This window comes from Streptomyces sp. NPDC012794, assembly GCF_042901085.1.
Classification (GTDB): Bacteria; Actinomycetota; Actinomycetes; order Streptomycetales; family Streptomycetaceae; genus Streptomyces.
Window position 1 is genome coordinate 28224 of sequence record NZ_JBIBCI010000023.1, and the last position, 15831, is coordinate 44054.

At 71.1% G+C, this 15831-nt stretch carries 13 protein-coding genes; 9 read left to right on the forward strand and 4 right to left on the reverse strand.

The features are described 5' to 3' along the window. Nucleotides 1–94: 94 nt before the first annotated feature. The 4 genes from secD to ACFY7H_RS30045 all read left to right on the forward strand — a co-directional run bounded on the left by secD (nt 95) and on the right by ACFY7H_RS30045 (nt 6173). Nucleotides 95–1906, forward strand: coding sequence for a protein translocase subunit SecD (gene secD, locus ACFY7H_RS30030; protein ID WP_388944445.1), 1812 nt, complete (start codon nt 95–97; stop codon nt 1904–1906). A gap of 3 nt (nt 1907–1909) precedes the next feature. Further along, nucleotides 1910–2968 carry a protein translocase subunit SecF gene (secF, locus tag ACFY7H_RS30035; RefSeq protein WP_388944448.1) on the forward strand — a complete coding sequence of 353 codons (1059 nt, stop codon included), beginning with the start codon at nt 1910–1912 and terminating at the stop codon, nt 2966–2968. Next, nucleotides 2965–3519: an adenine phosphoribosyltransferase gene (locus ACFY7H_RS30040; protein WP_388944450.1), complete on the forward strand. Its 555-nt coding sequence runs from the start codon at nt 2965–2967 to the stop codon at nt 3517–3519. The genes secF and ACFY7H_RS30040 overlap by 4 nt, the downstream gene beginning before the upstream one ends. A gap of 230 nt (nt 3520–3749) precedes the next feature. Next, nucleotides 3750–6173 carry a RelA/SpoT family protein gene (locus ACFY7H_RS30045; RefSeq protein ID WP_388944453.1) on the forward strand — a complete coding sequence of 808 codons (2424 nt, stop codon included), beginning with the start codon at nt 3750–3752 and terminating at the stop codon, nt 6171–6173. A 77-nt stretch (nt 6174–6250) separates the two neighbouring features. Here ACFY7H_RS30045 and ACFY7H_RS30050 read toward each other — a convergent pair whose 3' ends face one another. The 3 genes from ACFY7H_RS30050 to ACFY7H_RS30060 form a co-directional block, all read right to left on the reverse strand. Further along, entirely contained in the window at nt 6251–7495 is a 1245-nt protein-coding gene (locus tag ACFY7H_RS30050; protein ID WP_388944456.1) for a hypothetical protein, read from the reverse strand. Nucleotides 7496–7748: 253 nt separating this feature from the next. Then, on the reverse strand, nt 7749–8978 hold the full coding sequence (locus ACFY7H_RS30055; protein ID WP_388944458.1) for a DUF349 domain-containing protein: 1230 nt from the start codon (nt 8976–8978) through the stop codon (nt 7749–7751). A gap of 186 nt (nt 8979–9164) precedes the next feature. Next, entirely contained in the window at nt 9165–9947 is a 783-nt protein-coding gene (locus ACFY7H_RS30060; RefSeq protein WP_388944461.1) for a peptidylprolyl isomerase, read from the reverse strand. Between the two features lie 152 nt (nt 9948–10099). Between ACFY7H_RS30060 and ACFY7H_RS30065 the strand changes: the two genes are divergently transcribed. The 4 genes from ACFY7H_RS30065 to ACFY7H_RS30080 all read left to right on the forward strand — a co-directional run bounded on the left by ACFY7H_RS30065 (nt 10100) and on the right by ACFY7H_RS30080 (nt 14255). Continuing rightward, complete coding sequence (locus tag ACFY7H_RS30065) at nt 10100–10810, forward strand: MBL fold metallo-hydrolase (RefSeq protein WP_388944464.1); 711 nt, start codon at nt 10100–10102, stop codon at nt 10808–10810. Nucleotides 10811–10818: 8 nt separating this feature from the next. Continuing rightward, nucleotides 10819–12078: a histidine--tRNA ligase gene (gene hisS / locus ACFY7H_RS30070; RefSeq protein WP_388944467.1), complete on the forward strand. Its 1260-nt coding sequence runs from the start codon at nt 10819–10821 to the stop codon at nt 12076–12078. Between the two features lie 157 nt (nt 12079–12235). After that, the gene (locus ACFY7H_RS30075) at nt 12236–12850 is read left to right on the forward strand and encodes a vitamin K epoxide reductase family protein (RefSeq protein WP_388944470.1); all 615 of its coding nucleotides are present in this window, start codon (nt 12236–12238) and stop codon (nt 12848–12850) included. 40 nt (nt 12851–12890) lie between these two features. Further along, on the forward strand, nt 12891–14255 hold the full coding sequence (locus tag ACFY7H_RS30080; protein WP_388944473.1) for a replication-associated recombination protein A: 1365 nt from the start codon (nt 12891–12893) through the stop codon (nt 14253–14255). A 2-nt stretch (nt 14256–14257) separates the two neighbouring features. On the opposite strand, the gene ACFY7H_RS30085 is transcribed toward ACFY7H_RS30080, so the two are convergent. Beyond that, nucleotides 14258–15157 (reverse strand): DUF2470 domain-containing protein, encoded by a 900-nt coding sequence (locus ACFY7H_RS30085; protein WP_388944477.1) that lies wholly within the window; start codon nt 15155–15157, stop codon nt 14258–14260. 55 nt (nt 15158–15212) lie between these two features. Here ACFY7H_RS30085 and rpsD point away from each other — a divergent pair, with 55 nt between their 5' ends. Continuing rightward, a complete protein-coding gene (gene rpsD, locus ACFY7H_RS30090; RefSeq protein ID WP_007263048.1) occupies nt 15213–15824 on the forward strand; it encodes a 30S ribosomal protein S4 in 612 nt (203 codons plus the stop codon). Nucleotides 15825–15831 lie beyond the last annotated feature (7 nt).

Below are 15831 nucleotides of genomic sequence, written 5' to 3' on the forward strand. Positions count from 1 at the left end.
AACTTCTGCGGGGGGCAGGGGTCCCCACCACACATTTCGTGGCCGTCCGCGCGCTGACCCGGCGCGGGACGGTTGGACAGGGAGATACGACAAGGTGGCAGCACCGAAGAAGGGCCGGCGGCCCACGGGGGCTCAGGGGAGGCCGGGGCGTGCCCTGGCCCTCATCCTGATCGCGATGGTGGCGCTCACCGCGGGGATGTTCCTCACGAAGCAGACGACGCCCCGTCTGGGCATCGACCTCGCCGGTGGTACGAGCATCACGCTCAAGGCCAAGAGTGAGCCCGGCAAGCCGGACGCCGTCAACGAGACCAACATGAACACGGCGGTCGGCATCATCGAGCGCCGCGTCAACGGTCTCGGCGTCTCGGAGTCGGAGGTCCAGACCCAGGGCCGCGACCACATCATCGTGAACATCCCCAAGGGGACGAACGAGCAGCAGGCCCGCGAGCAGGTCGGTACCACCGCCCAGCTGTACTTCCGCCCCGTGCTGGCGTTCGCCGACGGCGCTCCCGTCGCTCCCGAGCCGAAGCCGAGCACGCCCGCGAACCCCTCCGCGAGCCCCTCCGCGAGCGGTTCCGGCGCCCCGAAGTCCGAGGGCTCCAAGCCCTCCGCGTCGGCCACCCCGTCGTCCAGCGCCACTTCTCAGGGCCGTGTGCTCAGCGAGGCCCTCAAGGCCCCGGGCACCCCCACTCCCTCGCCGTCGGCGAGCGAGTCGAAGAAGGCAGACGACAACAAGGCCACGCCCCCCGCCTCGGCCCCGGCTCCCGCTCCGACCCCGTCGGCCGACCCGGCCGCGGCGGACCTGCAGGCGAAGTTCGCCGCGCTGGACTGCACCAAGGAGGACCAGCGCGCCGCCGCCGGCAAGGGCGTCAAGCCCGAGGAGCCGATGATCGCCTGTGGTCAGCGCGGCACCGTCTGGGGCAAGTGGCTGCTGGGTCCGGCCCAGGTCAACGGCCAGGACGTGAAGGACGCCCAGGGCGTCATCGACCAGCAGCGCGGTCAGTGGATCGTCACCATGCAGTTCACCGACAAGGGCGCCGACAAGTTCGCCAAGATCACCGGTGAGCTGGCCACCAAGCAGTCCCCGCAGAACCAGTTCGCGATCGTGCTCGACGGCGAGGTCATCTCCGACCCGTCCGTCAGCCAGGCGCTGACCGGCGGCAACGCCGAGATCTCCGGCGGCTTCACCCAGCAGTCCGCGCAGGACCTGGGCAACATGCTCTCGTACGGCGCCCTGCCGCTGTCCTTCCAGGAGGACAGCGTCACCACCGTCACCGCCGCGCTCGGCGGCGAGCAGCTGAAGGCCGGCCTCATCGCCGGCGCCATCGGCCTCGCGCTCGTGGTGATCTACCTGCTCGTGTACTACCGCGGTCTGGCCTTCATCGCCATCGTCAGCCTCATGGTGTCCGCGGTGCTCACCTACACGATCATGGCGCTGCTGGGCAAGGGCATCGGCTTCGCCCTGAACCTGCCCGCCGTCTGCGGCGCGATCGTCGCGATCGGCATCACCGCCGACTCGTTCATCGTGTACTTCGAGCGCATCCGTGACGAGATCCGCGAGGGCCGCACCCTGCGTCCGGCCGTCGAGCGCGCCTGGCCGCGGGCCCGCCGCACGATCCTGGTCTCCGACTTCGTGTCGTTCCTCGCCGCCGCCGTGCTCTTCATCGTCACGGTCGGCAAGGTCCAAGGCTTCGCCTTCACCCTGGGTCTGACCACCCTCCTCGACGTGGTCGTGGTGTTCCTGTTCACCAAGCCGATCATGACCCTGATGGCCCGCACGAAGTTCTTCTCCAGCGGGCACCCGTGGTCCGGGCTCGACCCGCAGCGGCTCGGCGCCAAGCCGCCGCTGCGCCGGTCCCGCCGCAGCGCGCCCGTTCCCGCCCCCGTCGACGCAAAGGAGGCGTGAGAGATGTCGAAGCTGGGAGATCTCGGCGCCAAGCTGTACCGCGGTGATGTCGGCTACGACTTCGTCGGCAAGCGCTTTCTCTGGTACGGCGTTTCCATCCTGATCACCATCACGGCGATCGTGGCCCTGGCCGTCCAGGGCCTCAACATGGGCATCGAGTTCAAGGGCGGGGCCGTCTTCACCACCCCGAAGACCACCGTCTCCGTCGCCAAGGCGACGGAGAGCGCGGAGAAGGCCTCGGGGCACGACGCGATCGTCCAGGAGCTCGGCACCGGCGGCCTGCGCATCCAGATCTCCGGTCTGGACACCGACTCCGCCGCGTCCGTGAAGAAGCAGCTCGGCACCGAGCTCAAGGTCGACGCGGCCCAGATCAACGCCGACCTGGTCGGCCCGAGCTGGGGCGAGCAGATCGCGAACAAGGCCTGGACCGGCCTCGGCGTCTTCATGATCCTCGTGGTGATCTACCTGGCCATCGCCTTCGAGTGGCGGATGGCCGTGGCCGCGCTCATCGCGCTGATCCACGACCTCACCATCACCGTCGGTGTGTACGCGCTGGTCGGCTTCGAGGTCACCCCGGGCACCGTGATCGGTCTGCTCACCATCCTCGGCTACTCCCTCTACGACACCGTCGTCGTCTTCGACGGTCTCAAGGAGGGCTCGAAGGACATCACCAAGCAGACCCGCTACACCTTCAGCGAGATCGCCAACCGCAGCATCAACGGCACGCTGGTCCGCTCGATCAACACGACCGTCGTCGCACTGCTCCCGGTCGCCGGCCTGCTCTTCATCGGCGGCGGCTTCCTGGGCGCGGGCATGCTCAACGACATCTCGCTCTCGCTGTTCGTCGGCCTCGCGGCCGGCGCGTACTCCTCCATCTTCATCGCGACCCCGCTGGTCGTGGACCTGAAGGAGCGCGAGCCGGCGATGAAGGCGCTGACCAAGCGGGTGCTCGCGAAGCGCGCCGCCGGCGGTGCCAAGGGCGAGGACGCCGACGCGGACGCCGAGCCGGAGGACTCCGCGCAGGTCGTGGCCCAGGGCGGCCAGGGGAGGCGGCGCCGGTGACCGCGGCCTCCACTCCCGAACTGCGCGAGCTGCTGCTCGGCCGCATCAAGGACGTCCTGGACTACCCGAAGCCCGGCGTGGTGTTCAAGGACATCACCCCGCTGCTCGCCGACCCGAAGGCCTTCGCGGCGCTGACGGAGGCGCTGGTGGAGCTGGCGGTCCGGTACGGGGCGACGAAGATCGTCGGCCTGGAGGCGCGCGGGTTCATCCTCGCGGCCCCGGTCGCCGTACAGGCGGGCATCGGCTTCGTGCCCGTACGCAAGGCCGGCAAGCTCCCGGGCGCCACGCTCGGGCAGTCGTACGAGCTGGAGTACGGCACCGCCGAGATCGAGGTCCACGCGGAGGACCTGTCGGCGGGTGACCGGGTCATGGTCATCGACGACGTCCTCGCCACCGGCGGCACCGCCGAGGCCTCGCTGGAGCTGATCCGGCGGGCCGGTGCCGAGGTCGCCGGCGTGGCGGTCCTGATGGAGCTGTCCTTCCTCCCGGGGCGGGCCAAGCTGGCCCCCTCCCTGGCGGGCGCCCCGCTGGACGCCCTGATCGTGATCTGACCCCCCTGCCTGCGTGAGCGGCGGGTTCCCGGGACACCCGGGAGCCCGCCGCTTCCGTGTGCGGGGCCGGCCGCCGCAGGCCGGGCCGTGCGGGCCCGGGGGCGGTGTCCCGGGGAGCGACCACGGAGAACAGGGCGGCACAACCCTCGCTACCATGGGTTATCCGGACCTGCCCGGGCCCCCGGATCCTCCCCCGGACGCCGTCCGGGGGGACCCCCAGAGGAGCGCTCTTGCCAGACGAGGTCCAGCCACTCTCCGCCGCACAGCCCGACCCGCAGGCCGAGCGGGCCGCGGCGGCCGCGGCCACGCCCCCGCCGGCCCCGCCGGTCAAGCCCGTGCCGGCCAGGCCGGCCGGGTCCTCCAACCGCGTGCGCGCCAGGCTGGCGCGCCTCGGCGTGCAGCGTTCCAACCCGTACAACCCGGTACTGGAACCTCTGCTCCGCATAGTCCGCAGCAATGACCCGAAGATCGAAACGGCGACGCTGCGCCAGATCGAGCAGGCCTACCAGGTCGCCGAACGCTGGCACCGCGGCCAGAAGCGCAAGAGCGGCGACCCGTACATCACCCACCCGCTCGCGGTGACCACCATCCTCGCCGAGCTGGGCATGGACCCCGCCACCCTGATGGCGGGCCTGCTGCACGACACCGTCGAGGACACCGAGTACGGCCTGGAGCAGCTCCGCCGCGACTTCGGCGACGCGGTCGCCCTCCTCGTCGACGGCGTCACCAAGCTGGACCGGGTCAAGTTCGGCGAGGCCGCGCAGGCCGAGACCGTGCGCAAGATGGTCGTCGCCATGGCCAAGGACCCGCGCGTCCTGGTCATCAAGCTCGCCGACCGCCTGCACAACATGCGCACCATGCGCTACCTCAAGCGGGAGAAGCAGGAGAAGAAGGCCCGCGAGACCCTCGAGATCTACGCGCCGCTGGCCCACCGCCTCGGCATGAACACGATCAAGTGGGAGCTCGAAGACCTCGCCTTCGCGATCCTCTACCCCAAGATGTACGACGAGATCGTGCGGCTCGTCGCCGAGCGGGCCCCCAAGCGCGACGAGTACCTGGCCGTCGTCACCGACGAGGTGCAGGCCGACCTGCGCGCGGCCCGGATCAAGGCCACCGTCACCGGCAGACCCAAGCACTACTACAGCGTCTACCAGAAGATGATCGTCCGCGGCCGTGACTTCGCGGAGATCTACGACCTGGTGGGCATCCGCGTCCTCGTGGACACCGTCCGGGACTGCTACGCCGCCCTCGGCACGGTGCACGCGCGCTGGAACCCGGTCCCCGGCCGGTTCAAGGACTACATCGCGATGCCCAAGTTCAACATGTACCAGTCGCTCCACACGACGGTCATCGGGCCCAGCGGCAAGCCGGTCGAGCTCCAGATCCGCACCTTCGACATGCACCGCCGCGCCGAGTACGGCATCGCCGCGCACTGGAAGTACAAGCAGCAGACCGTCGCCGGGGCCTCGAAGGTCCGCACCGACGTCCCGCAGGCCGCCAAGGGCAGCGCCGGCCACGACACGGTCAACGACATGGCCTGGCTGCGCCAGCTGCTCGACTGGCAGAAGGAGACCGAGGACCCGGGCGAGTTCCTGGACTCGCTGCGCTTCGACCTCTCCCGCAACGAGGTCTTCGTCTTCACCCCCAAGGGCGACGTCATCGCGCTGCCCGCCGGCGCGACCTCCGTGGACTTCGCGTACGCGGTCCACACCGAGGTCGGCCACCGCACCATCGGCGCGCGGGTCAACGGGCGGCTCGTCCCGCTCGAATCGACCCTGGACAACGGCGACCTGGTCGAGGTGTTCACCTCCAAGGCCGAGGGCGCGGGCCCCTCCCGGGACTGGCTCGGCTTCGTGAAGTCCCCCCGGGCCCGCAACAAGATCCGGGCCTGGTTCTCCAAGGAGCGCCGCGACGAGGCCATCGAACACGGCAAGGACGCCATCGCGCGGGCCATGCGCAAGCAGAACCTGCCGATCCAGCGGATCCTGACGGGCGACTCCCTGGTCACCCTGGCGCACGAGATGCGCTACCCGGACATCTCCTCCCTGTACGCGGCGATCGGCGAGGGCCACGTGGCCGCGCAGGGCGTCGTGCAGAAGCTGGTGCAGGCCCTCGGCGGCGAGGAGGCCGCCAACGAGGACATCGAGGAGAGCGTCCCGCCGTCGCGCGCCCGCGGCAAGCGGCGCGGCAACGCCGACCCCGGTGTGGTCGTCAAGGGCGTCGACGACGTGTGGGTGAAGCTGGCCCGCTGCTGCACCCCGGTCCCGGGCGACCCGATCATCGGCTTCGTCACGCGGGGCAGCGGCGTATCGGTTCACCGCGCCGACTGCGTCAACGTCGACTCCCTCTCCCAGCAGCCCGAGCGGATGCTGGAGGTGGAGTGGGCGCCGACCCAGTCCTCCGTCTTCCTGGTCGCCATCCAGGTCGAGGCGCTCGACCGGTCCCGCCTGCTGTCGGACGTCACCCGGGTCCTGTCGGACCAGCACGTGAACATCCTCTCCGCGGCCGTGCAGACCTCCCGCGACCGGGTGGCCACCTCCCGGTTCACCTTCGAGATGGGCGACCCGAAGCACCTGGGCCACGTCCTGAAGGCCGTACGGGGCGTCGAGGGCGTCTACGACGTCTACCGCGTCACCTCGGCCCGCCGGCCGTAGGCCACGACGCCTGACACGACCGTGGGCGCCGCCCCCCGAGGGGACGGCGCCCACGGTCGTACCGGGCGGCGGCCGGATCAGGGGCAGCCCCACCAGACGAAGTTGAGATTGCCGCCGAAGAAGGCGGAGACGGCGGTGGCCGAACCGACGATCCACACCACGGTGCTCCTGCGGGCCCGGGCCAGGGCCAGCGCGAACGGGAACAGCAGCGGGAAGGCCGGCATGATGAAGCGCATCTTCGAGGAGTAGAAGCCCGCGCCGCCCAGCGCCATCAGCATGATCATGGCCGCGAAGACCCACAGGACCACCGGGGGCCGGCGCCTGCGCGTCATCAGGACGAACAGCACCACGGCCGTGACCACCGTCAGCGAGACCACCAGGTGGTTGAGGGTGATGTGCCCCTCGGTGAAGGTCCGCTTCAGCTCGTTGAGGGTGTAGAGACCGCCGTCGTAGACGGACCCCCACCGGCGCTGCAGCTCGAAGTAGCCGTCCCAGCGGCCGAAGTGCAGGCCCACGTAGCCCACGTACCCGAACCAGCCCAGCGGGGCGATCAGCGAGGCCACGACGATCCGGCCCACGGCCGGACGCTGCGCACGCCGCTTGCGGCGCCACTGCACGTACTCCCAGACGCCCGCCAGCACCACGGCCGCGACGATCGCGGACCCGGAGGGCCGGGTGGCTCCGGCGAAGAAGGCCAGCACACCGGCCGTCAACCAGGACTTCGCCATCACCGCGTACATCGCCCACACCGACAGGGCGATGAACACCGGCTCGGTGTACGCCATCGACTGGACCAGCGCCGTCGGCACGATCGCGAACAGGGCGCAGGTGAAGAGGGCGACCCGGCGTCCGTAGATCCTGTCCGTGACGGCGAAGATCCCCCACGCGGCGATCACCGACGCGAACAGCGCCACCCCGATCGCCGCCCACATCACGGGCAGCTGCGTGACGTTCGCGGTCCACCGCACCAGCATCGGGTAGACGGGGAAGAACGCCATGTGGCAGCCCGGCCCCACCGGGGCGCAGGACGCGGGCATCTCCGTCGTCAGACCGTGCTCGGCGATGTGCAGGTAGAAGTCGGAGTCCCAGCGCCCGCCCAGGACTTCCAGCAGCCCCACGCCCTCGCGGTGGGCCCAGACGGCCATCACGGCGAGCCCGGTGGCGCGCAGCGAGATGTGGATCAGCAGCGCCTTCCGGGCGCGCTTCAGGGAGGCGAGTACGCGCCGTCCGGCCCCCCGGGGTCCCCGCCCCCTCTTGTCGCCGACGGGCCGGGCAGCGAGAAGGGGGTCTGGGACATCAGCGCGTATATGGGTGTGCGTCACAATCGATCCTGGTCGCCCGGCAGAGAGCCGCCCGGGGCGGCACCGTACAACGGTACACATGCGTCAGGTGTGACGGACGCGCAGCCCGCGTCCGAACCGCAGGACGAACGGGACGCACTGACAGGGCCCGCGCACGGTACGCGCGAGCCCCCGGCCGAGGGGCCGGGAAGGCCCCGGCCGCCGCTCGCCCCGGAACGCCGGACGGGCACCACCGGACCGAACCGGTGGTGCCCGTCCGCACGAACGGCCGGCGTCAGCCGCCGAACTCCTCCAGGCCCTTCAGCGCCTGGTCCAGCAGGGCCTGCCGGCCCTCCAGCTCGCGGGACAGCTTGTCCGCCTTCGCGTTGTTGCCGGCCGCGCGCGCCGCGTCGATCTGCTCACGCAGCTTGTCGACGGCCGCCTGGAGCTGCCCCGTCAGCCCGGCGGCGCGGGCCCGCGCCTCCGGGTTCGTACGGCGCCACTCGCCCTCCTCGGCCTCCTGGATGGCCCGCTCCACGGCGTGCATCCGGCCCTCGACCTTGGGACGGGCGTCGCGCGGCACGTGGCCGATGGCCTCCCAGCGCTCGTTGACGGAGCGGAACGCGGCCCGGGCCGCCTTCAGGTCCGTCACCGGGAGGAGCTTCTCCGCCTCGGCGGCCAGCTCCTCCTTCAGCTTCAGGTTCTCGACCTGCTCGGCGTCACGCTCCGCGAAGACCTCGCTGCGCGCCGCGAAGAAGACGTCCTGCGCACCGCGGAAACGGTTCCACAGGTCGTCCTCGGCCTCGCGCTGCGCCCGGCCCGCCGCCTTCCAGCTGTCCATCAGTTCGCGGTAGCGGGCGGCCGTCGGACCCCAGTCCGTCGACTTCGACAGCGCCTCGGCCTCCGCGACCAGCTTCTCCTTGGCCTTGCGGGCGTCCTCGCGCTGGGCGTCGAGCGCGGCGAAGTGCGCCTTGCGGCGCTTGGAGAAGGCGGAGCGGGCGTGCGAGAAGCGGTGCCACAGCTCGTCGTCCGACTTGCGGTCGAGCCGGGGCAGACCCTTCCAGATGTCCACGAGCGCGCGCAGCCGCTCACCGGCACTGCGCCACTGGTCGCTCTGCGCCAGCTGCTCCGCCTCGGTGACCAGGGCCTCCTTGGCCGAACGGGCCTCGTCCGCCTGCTTGGCCTTCTGGACCTTGCGCTCCTCGCGCCGCGAGTCCACCGTCGCCGCCAGCTTGTCGAGCCGGACGCGCAGCGCGTCGAGGTCACCGACGGCGTGGTGCTCGTCCACCTGCGTCCGCAGGTGCTCGATGGCCGTATGGGCGTCCTTGGCGGACAGATCGGTGGTCCGCACCCGCCGTTCGAGGAGGCCGATCTCGACCACCAAGCCCTCGTACTTGCGCTCGAAGTAGGCCAGGGCCTCCTCGGGGGTGCCCGCCTGCCACGAGCCGACGACCTGCTCGCCCTCGGAAGTACGCACGTACACGGTGCCGGTCTCGTCGACTCGGCCCCACGGGTCGCTGCTCACAGCGCCTCCTCCACCTGATGCCCGCCGGGGGTAAGCCCCCGGGCATCGTCCACAGTTTCCTGGGGCGGGCAGCGCCCGCCCTGCACAACGCCAACATAGGCGACCGCCGGGCCGGCTGTCCGCATCCCGCACGACGGAATATCGACGTACGGGCGGCGGGCCGCCGCCCCGGGGCCGCGCCGCCCGTCAGTTCTTGGTGACGGTGCCCTTCTCGATGGTCACCGGGGTCTTGGGGGCCCCGTCCTGGGCCCCGTCGGCGGTCCCGGCCTTGGCGACCTCCTCCAGCACCTTCAGCCCGGCCGCGTCGATCTTGCCGAAGGGGGTGTAGGACGGGGCGAGCGGGCTGTCCTTGTAGACCAGGAAGAACTGGCTGCCGCCGGTTCCGGGGCGGCCGGTGTTGGCCATCGCCACCGTGCCCGCCGGGTAGATCACCTGGCCCTGCTCGTTCGGCTTGCCCAGGGCGTCCAGGTTCTCGTCCGGGATGTTGTAGCCGGGGCCGCCCATGCCGGTGCCCTCCGGGTCGCCGCACTGCAGGACGAAGATCCCGCCGGTCACCAGGCGGTGGCACTTGGTCTTGTCGAAGAAGCCCTTGTCGGCGAGCGACTTGAACGAGTTGACCGTCTGGGGCGTCTTCGCCGCGTCCATCTCGAACGTGACGTCGCCCGCGCTGGTCTTCAGGCCGAAGGTGTACTTCGCCTTGTCGTCGATGGCCATCGCGGGGGAGGGGGACTTCTTCGGCGTGGGCGCCGACGGGGACGACGAGGGGTCGGCCGCCGCGTCCTTCGTGTCCTCGCCGTCGAAGACACCGCCCACGACGAGGCCGACCAGCGTGGCGATCACCACGGCCGCGGCCGCGCCGATGACCGCCAGGCGCTGCCGCGACTTGCGGCGGGCCTCCGCGCGGCGCTTCTGCTGGCGCTCGTACTTCTCCCTGGCGAGCTGTCGCCGACGCTGATCGCTCGTGACCACCGGGTCGTCTCCTTGTGCGTCTCTGATATCGCTGTCCGGGCTGGGTTAGGCCGTACCGTATATGGGTTCGCTGTGTAATGAAGGCCGCCGGTAGGCTCTGAGCAGCAGATTCCGATCCGCTGCCTCCCGCCGGACGACGATTGAGGACGAACGTGCTGATTGCCGGATTCCCCGCCGGGGCCTGGGGCACCAACTGCTACCTGGTCGCCCCCGCCGCCGGTGAGGAGTGCGTCATCATCGACCCGGGCCACCAGGCCGCCCAAGGAGTCGAGGAGACGCTGAGGAAGCACCGTCTCAAGCCCGTCGCGGTCGTCCTCACCCATGGCCACATCGATCATGTGGCCTCGGTGGTCCCGGTGTGCGGAGCACACGACGTGCCGGCCTGGATCCACCCCGAGGACCGCTACATGATGAGCGACCCGGAGAAGGCCCTCGGCCGTTCCATCGGCATGCCGCTCATGGGGGAGCTGACCGTGGGAGAGCCGGACGACGTCCGCGAGCTCGGCGACGGCAGCCGGCTCAAGCTCGCCGGGATGGAGTTCTCGGTGGCGCACGCGCCCGGGCATACCAAGGGGTCGGTGACCTTCCGGATGCCCGAGCAGGCCGACGTCCCGCCGGTCTTCTTCTCGGGCGACCTGCTCTTCGCCGGCTCCATCGGACGCACCGACCTGCCCGGCGGCTCCCACGCCGAGATGCTCCAGTCGCTGGCCCGCGTGTGCCTGCCGCTGGACGACTCGACGGTGGTGCTGTCCGGCCACGGTCCCCAGACCACCATCGGCCGCGAGCGCGCGACCAACCCGTACCTGCGGGAGGTCGCCGCCGGCCCGGGGGGCGACACCGCCGCCCCACGACGAGGAATGTGACGAGTTTCGTGAGCACCTTCAAGGCCCCCAAGGGCACGTACGACCTGCTGCCGCCCCGGTCCGCCACCTTCCTGGCGGTCCGCGAGGCGATCGCCGCGCCCCTGAAGAACTCGGGCTACGGCTACGTCGAGACCCCCGGGTTCGAGGACGTCAAGCTGTTCTCGCGCGGTGTCGGCGAGTCCACCGACATCGTCAGCAAAGAGATGTACACCCTCACGACGAAGGGGGGCGACGAGCTCGCCCTGCGCCCCGAGGGCACCGCCTCGGTGCTGCGAGCCGCCCTCCAGGGCAACCTGCACAAGCTCGGCGGCCTGCCCGTCAAGCTCTGGTACTCCGGTTCGTACTACCGCTACGAGCGCGCCCAGGCGGGCCGCTACCGCCACTTCTCGCAGGTCGGGGCGGAGGCCATCGGCGCCGAGGACCCGGCACTGGACGCCGAGCTGATCATCCTCGCCGACCAGGCGTACCGGTCGCTGGGCCTGCGCGACTTCCGCATCCTGCTGAACTCGCTCGGCGACAAGGAGTGCCGCCCGGTGTACCGGGAGGCGCTGCAGACCTTCCTGCGCGGCCTGGACCTCGACGAGGAGACCGTCCGCCGGGCCGAGATCAACCCGCTGCGCGTCCTCGACGACAAGCGGCCCGAGGTGCAGAAGCAGCTGGTGGGCGCGCCCGTGCTGCGCGACTACCTGTGCGACGCGTGCAAGGCGTACCACGAGGAGGTCCGCACCCTGGTCTCGGCCGCCGGTGTCGCCTTCGAGGACGACGAGAAGCTCGTGCGCGGCCTCGACTACTACACCCGCACCACCTTCGAGTTCGTCCACGACGGCCTGGGCTCGCAGTCCGCGGTGGGCGGCGGCGGCCGTTACGACGGCCTGTCCGAGATGATCGGCGGACCGGCACTGCCGTCGGTCGGCTGGGCGCTCGGCGTGGACCGGACCGTGCTCGCGCTCGAGGCCGAGGGCGTGGAGCTGGACATCCCGGCCTCCACGGCCGTGTTCGCGGTGGCGCTGGGCGAGGCCAAGCCGGCCGTGTTCGCCCTGGTGACCGAGTTGCGCAAGGCCGGCGTCGCGGCCGACATGTCGTACGGGGGCAAGGGCCTCAAGGGCGCCATGAAGGACGCGAACCGCAGCGGCGCGCGCTTCGCGATCGTCGCGGGCGACCGCGACCTCGCCGACGGAGTGGTCCAGCTCAAGGACCTGGAGTCCGGGGAGCAGACCGCCGTGGCGGTCGCCGACGTGGTCGCCGAGGTACGGGCCCGGCTGGCCTGACACCAGCGTCCTCCGGTGGCGGGGCGGGGAAGGATCCCCGTCCCGCCACCGGCGTTCCCGGGCCGTCCTTATCTCCGCCGAACGGATGGCGGACGCCCCCGTACGGCACAATGGCCCTGCTTGATGACCTTGCGGACGCGGAGCGGGCGGGATCGGGATGACGACAACAGGCGCAGGCGCGGACACCGCTGCGCGGACCGTCGGCGCGAGCCGGGCACTGGCCTGGCTGCTGGTGACAACCGGAGCGGCGGGGCTGCTGGCCGCCTGGGTGATCACCATCGACAAGTTCAAGCTGCTCGAGGACCCGAACTTCACCCCCGGCTGCTCCCTGAACCCGATCGTCTCCTGCGGCAACATCATGAAGAGCGAGCAGGCGGCCGTCTTCGGCTTCCCCAACCCGATGCTGGGCCTGGTCGCCTACGGGATCGTGATCTGCGTCGGCATGAGCCTGCTGGCCGGGGCCCGGTTCGGCCGCTGGTACTGGCTGGCCCTGAACGCCGGCACCCTCTTCGGCGTCGGATTCTGCACCTGGCTGATGTACCAGTCGCTGTACAACATCAACTCGCTCTGCCTGTGGTGCTGCCTGGCCTGGGCCGCCACCATCCTGATGTTCTGGTACGTCACCTCCCACACCGTGCGCCAGGGCCTGCTGCCCGCCCCCGGCTGGCTGCGCGGCTTCCTCGACGAGTTCACCTGGGTGCTGCCCGTGCTGCACATCGGGATCATCGGCATGCTGATCCTGACCCGCTGGTGGGACTTCTGGACCTCCTGAGCGCGGCCGCCCTGTCGGTGGGCTCGCTTAGGCTTCCGGTGTGGAACCAGATCTCTTCACCGCCGCCGCCGAGGACCGCCAGGAGAAGGACCCCGCGAGCTCCCCGCTCGCCGTCCGCATGCGCCCGCGCAACCTGGACGAGGTCGTCGGCCAGCAGCACCTGCTGAAGCCGGGCTCGCCGCTGCGCCGGCTGGTGGGGGAGGGCGCCGGGGGGCCGGCCGGAGCCTCGTCGGTGATCCTCTGGGGACCGCCCGGCATCGGCAAGACCACTCTCGCCTACGTGGTCAGCCAGGCCACGAAGAAGCGGTTCGTCGAGCTGTCGGCGATCACGGCGGGGGTCAAGGAGGTCCGGGCCGTCATCGAGGGCGCCAAGCGCGCCGCCGGCGGCTACGGCAAGGAGACCGTCCTCTTCCTCGACGAGATCCACCGGTTCAGCAAGGCGCAGCAGGACTCGCTGCTGCCCGCCGTGGAGAACCGCTGGGTCACCCTGATCGCGGCGACCACCGAGAACCCGTACTTCTCGATCATCTCCCCGCTGCTGTCGCGCTCGCTGCTCCTCACGCTGGAACCACTGACCGACGAGGACCTGAGCGCGCTGCTGCGGCGCGCGCTGACGGAGGAGCGGGGGCTGGGCGGGGCGGTGTCCCTGCCGGCCGAGGCGGAGGCACACCTGCTGCGCATCGCCGGCGGCGATGCCCGCCGGGCGCTGACCGCGCTGGAGGCCGGGGCCGGCTCGGCCATCGCCAAGGGCGAGGAGGAGATCACCCTCCAGACCCTGGAGGAGGCCGTGGACCGGGCGGCCGTCCGCTACGACCGGGACGGCGACCAGCACTACGACGTGGCGAGCGCCCTGATCAAGTCGATCCGGGGCTCGGACGTGGACGCGGCGCTGCACTACCTGGCCCGGATGATCGAGGCGGGGGAGGACCCCCGGTTCATCGCCCGGCGCCTGATGATCTCCGCGAGCGAGGACATCGGCCTCGCGGACCCGACTGCCCTGCCGCTGGCGGTGGCGGCGGCCCAGGCGGTGGCGATGATCGGCTTCCCGGAGGCCGCGCTGACCCTGTCGCACGCCACGATCGCGCTGGCCCTCGCCCCGAAGTCGAACACCGCCACGACCGCGATCGGCGCCGCGCTGGCCGACGTACGGGCCGGGCTGGCCGGGGCGGTTCCGGCGCACCTGCGGGACGGGCACTACAAGGGCGCGGCGAAACTGGGGCACGCGGTGGGCTACGTCTACCCGCACGACGTGCCGGGCGCCATCGCCGCGCAGCAGTACGCCCCGGACGAGATCCACGGCAAGCGGTACTACGAGCCGACGCGGTACGGCGCCGAGGCGCGCTACGCGGACGTGGTGGAGAAGGTCCGGGAACGGCTGCGGGGCGGCGGCCCCGCCTCCGCGTGACCTCAGCGCGCGGCGGCGAACAGGGCGCGCATCGCCCGGCGCAGCCCGCAGACGTCCGCCACCGGCTCGGGGAAGTCGAACCGGGCGTCGAAGGAGGTCCGGCCGGGGCCCCGGCTGAAGCGCACGCGCAGCCCGAGCCGGTCCAGGGCCAGCGGGACGGCGGTCGTCCCGGCCGCCGCGCGCGGGCCCAGCAGCGCGCACAGGTCGGCCACCCGGTCGGCGTGGGCGGAGGCGAGGTGCTGGAGCAGCTCGGTCTCGTGGGCGGCCAGCGGGTCGGGCTCGGCCGCCGCCAGCTCGTCGGGGTCAACCGGGCCGGTGCCCCACAGGTCGTCCAGCGAGATCTCGCCGACCTCCAGGCGCAGCATCGTCCAAGCGGGGCGGCCGGTGTACGGCGGGTCCTGCGACTCGCTCAGGCCCAGCAGCTCGCCCACCGGCCGCCGCTCCACGAGCAGCGCCGCGCAGGCCGCGCGGGCCTCCCCGCGCACCGTGGTCAGCCACCCGGAGAGCCGGGCGCGGCCTCGGATACGATGGGGCACGGACACCGGCGCCACATCCGTGATCTCGATCACGGCGGTGAGGTCGTCGTCCTGGGCGTGAGCGGCAGCCCTGGCAGCCGCGGATTCCCCTGATACCAGGAGGATCACGTCCCCGTCCGGGGTGACGGTCCGCGCGGCCGGCACCCCTGTCCACCACTCGGCCTGGTCAGGAGCACCCGGCAGCGTGAGGGATACTGAGGCGTTGGACTCTACGAGGGTTCGTACGCGTTCGGCTCCGGTGAGCTGCCGAACGCCTTCCCTGGGACGCGGCTGACCTTGCCTATCGTCGTCGAAAGCGGATTCCGTTTCGTTGGAACCCGAACTGCGGCGCGCACTGGGCAGGGGGATCCCATGTGGTCGAGACATTACGTCCTCCTCGCTAAGGTAAGCCTCACCTAACTTACATGGAGGTAGGTTCCACGTGAACCAGAAGCGACCCAAGGTCAAGAAGTCCCGTGCCCTCGGCATCGCCCTGACGCCGAAGGCCGTCAAGTACTTCGAGGCCCGCCCCTACCCGCCGGGCGAGCACGGCCGTGGCCGCAAGCAGAACTCGGACTACAAGGTCCGTCTGCTCGAGAAGCAGCGTCTGCGCGCCCAGTACGACATCTCCGAGCGCCAGATGGCCCGCGCGTACGACCGCGCGAAGAAGGCCGAGGGCAAGACGGGCGAGGCGCTGGTCGTCGAGCTCGAGCGTCGTCTGGACGCCCTGGTCCTGCGTGCCGGCATCGCCCGCACCATCTACCAGGCCCGCCAGATGGTCGTCCACGGCCACATCGAGGTCAACGGTGGCAAGGTCGACAAGCCGTCGTTCCGTGTCCGTCCGGACGACGTCATCACCGTGCGCGAGCGCAGCCGCGAGAAGCACCCCTTCCAGGTCGCCCGCGAGGGTGGCTACGCCGGTGAGGGCGAGACGCCGCGCTACCTGCAGGTCAACCTGAAGGCCCTGGCCTTCCGCCTCGACCGCGACCCGAACCGCAAGGAAATCCCGGTCATCTGCGACGAGCAGCTCGTCGTCGAGTACTACGCCCGCTGATCCGGCG

Coding starts and splice junctions, on each gene's coding strand:
- secF (WP_388944448.1), top strand. CDS start 1,910: ATGTCGAAGCTGGGAGATCTCGGCGCCAAGCTGTACCGCGGTGATGTC.
- ACFY7H_RS30075 (WP_388944470.1), top strand. CDS start 12,236: ATGACGACAACAGGCGCAGGCGCGGACACCGCTGCGCGGACCGTCGGC.
- ACFY7H_RS30085 (WP_388944477.1), bottom strand. CDS start 15,157: ATGTCTCGACCACATGGGATCCCCCTGCCCAGTGCGCGCCGCAGTTCG.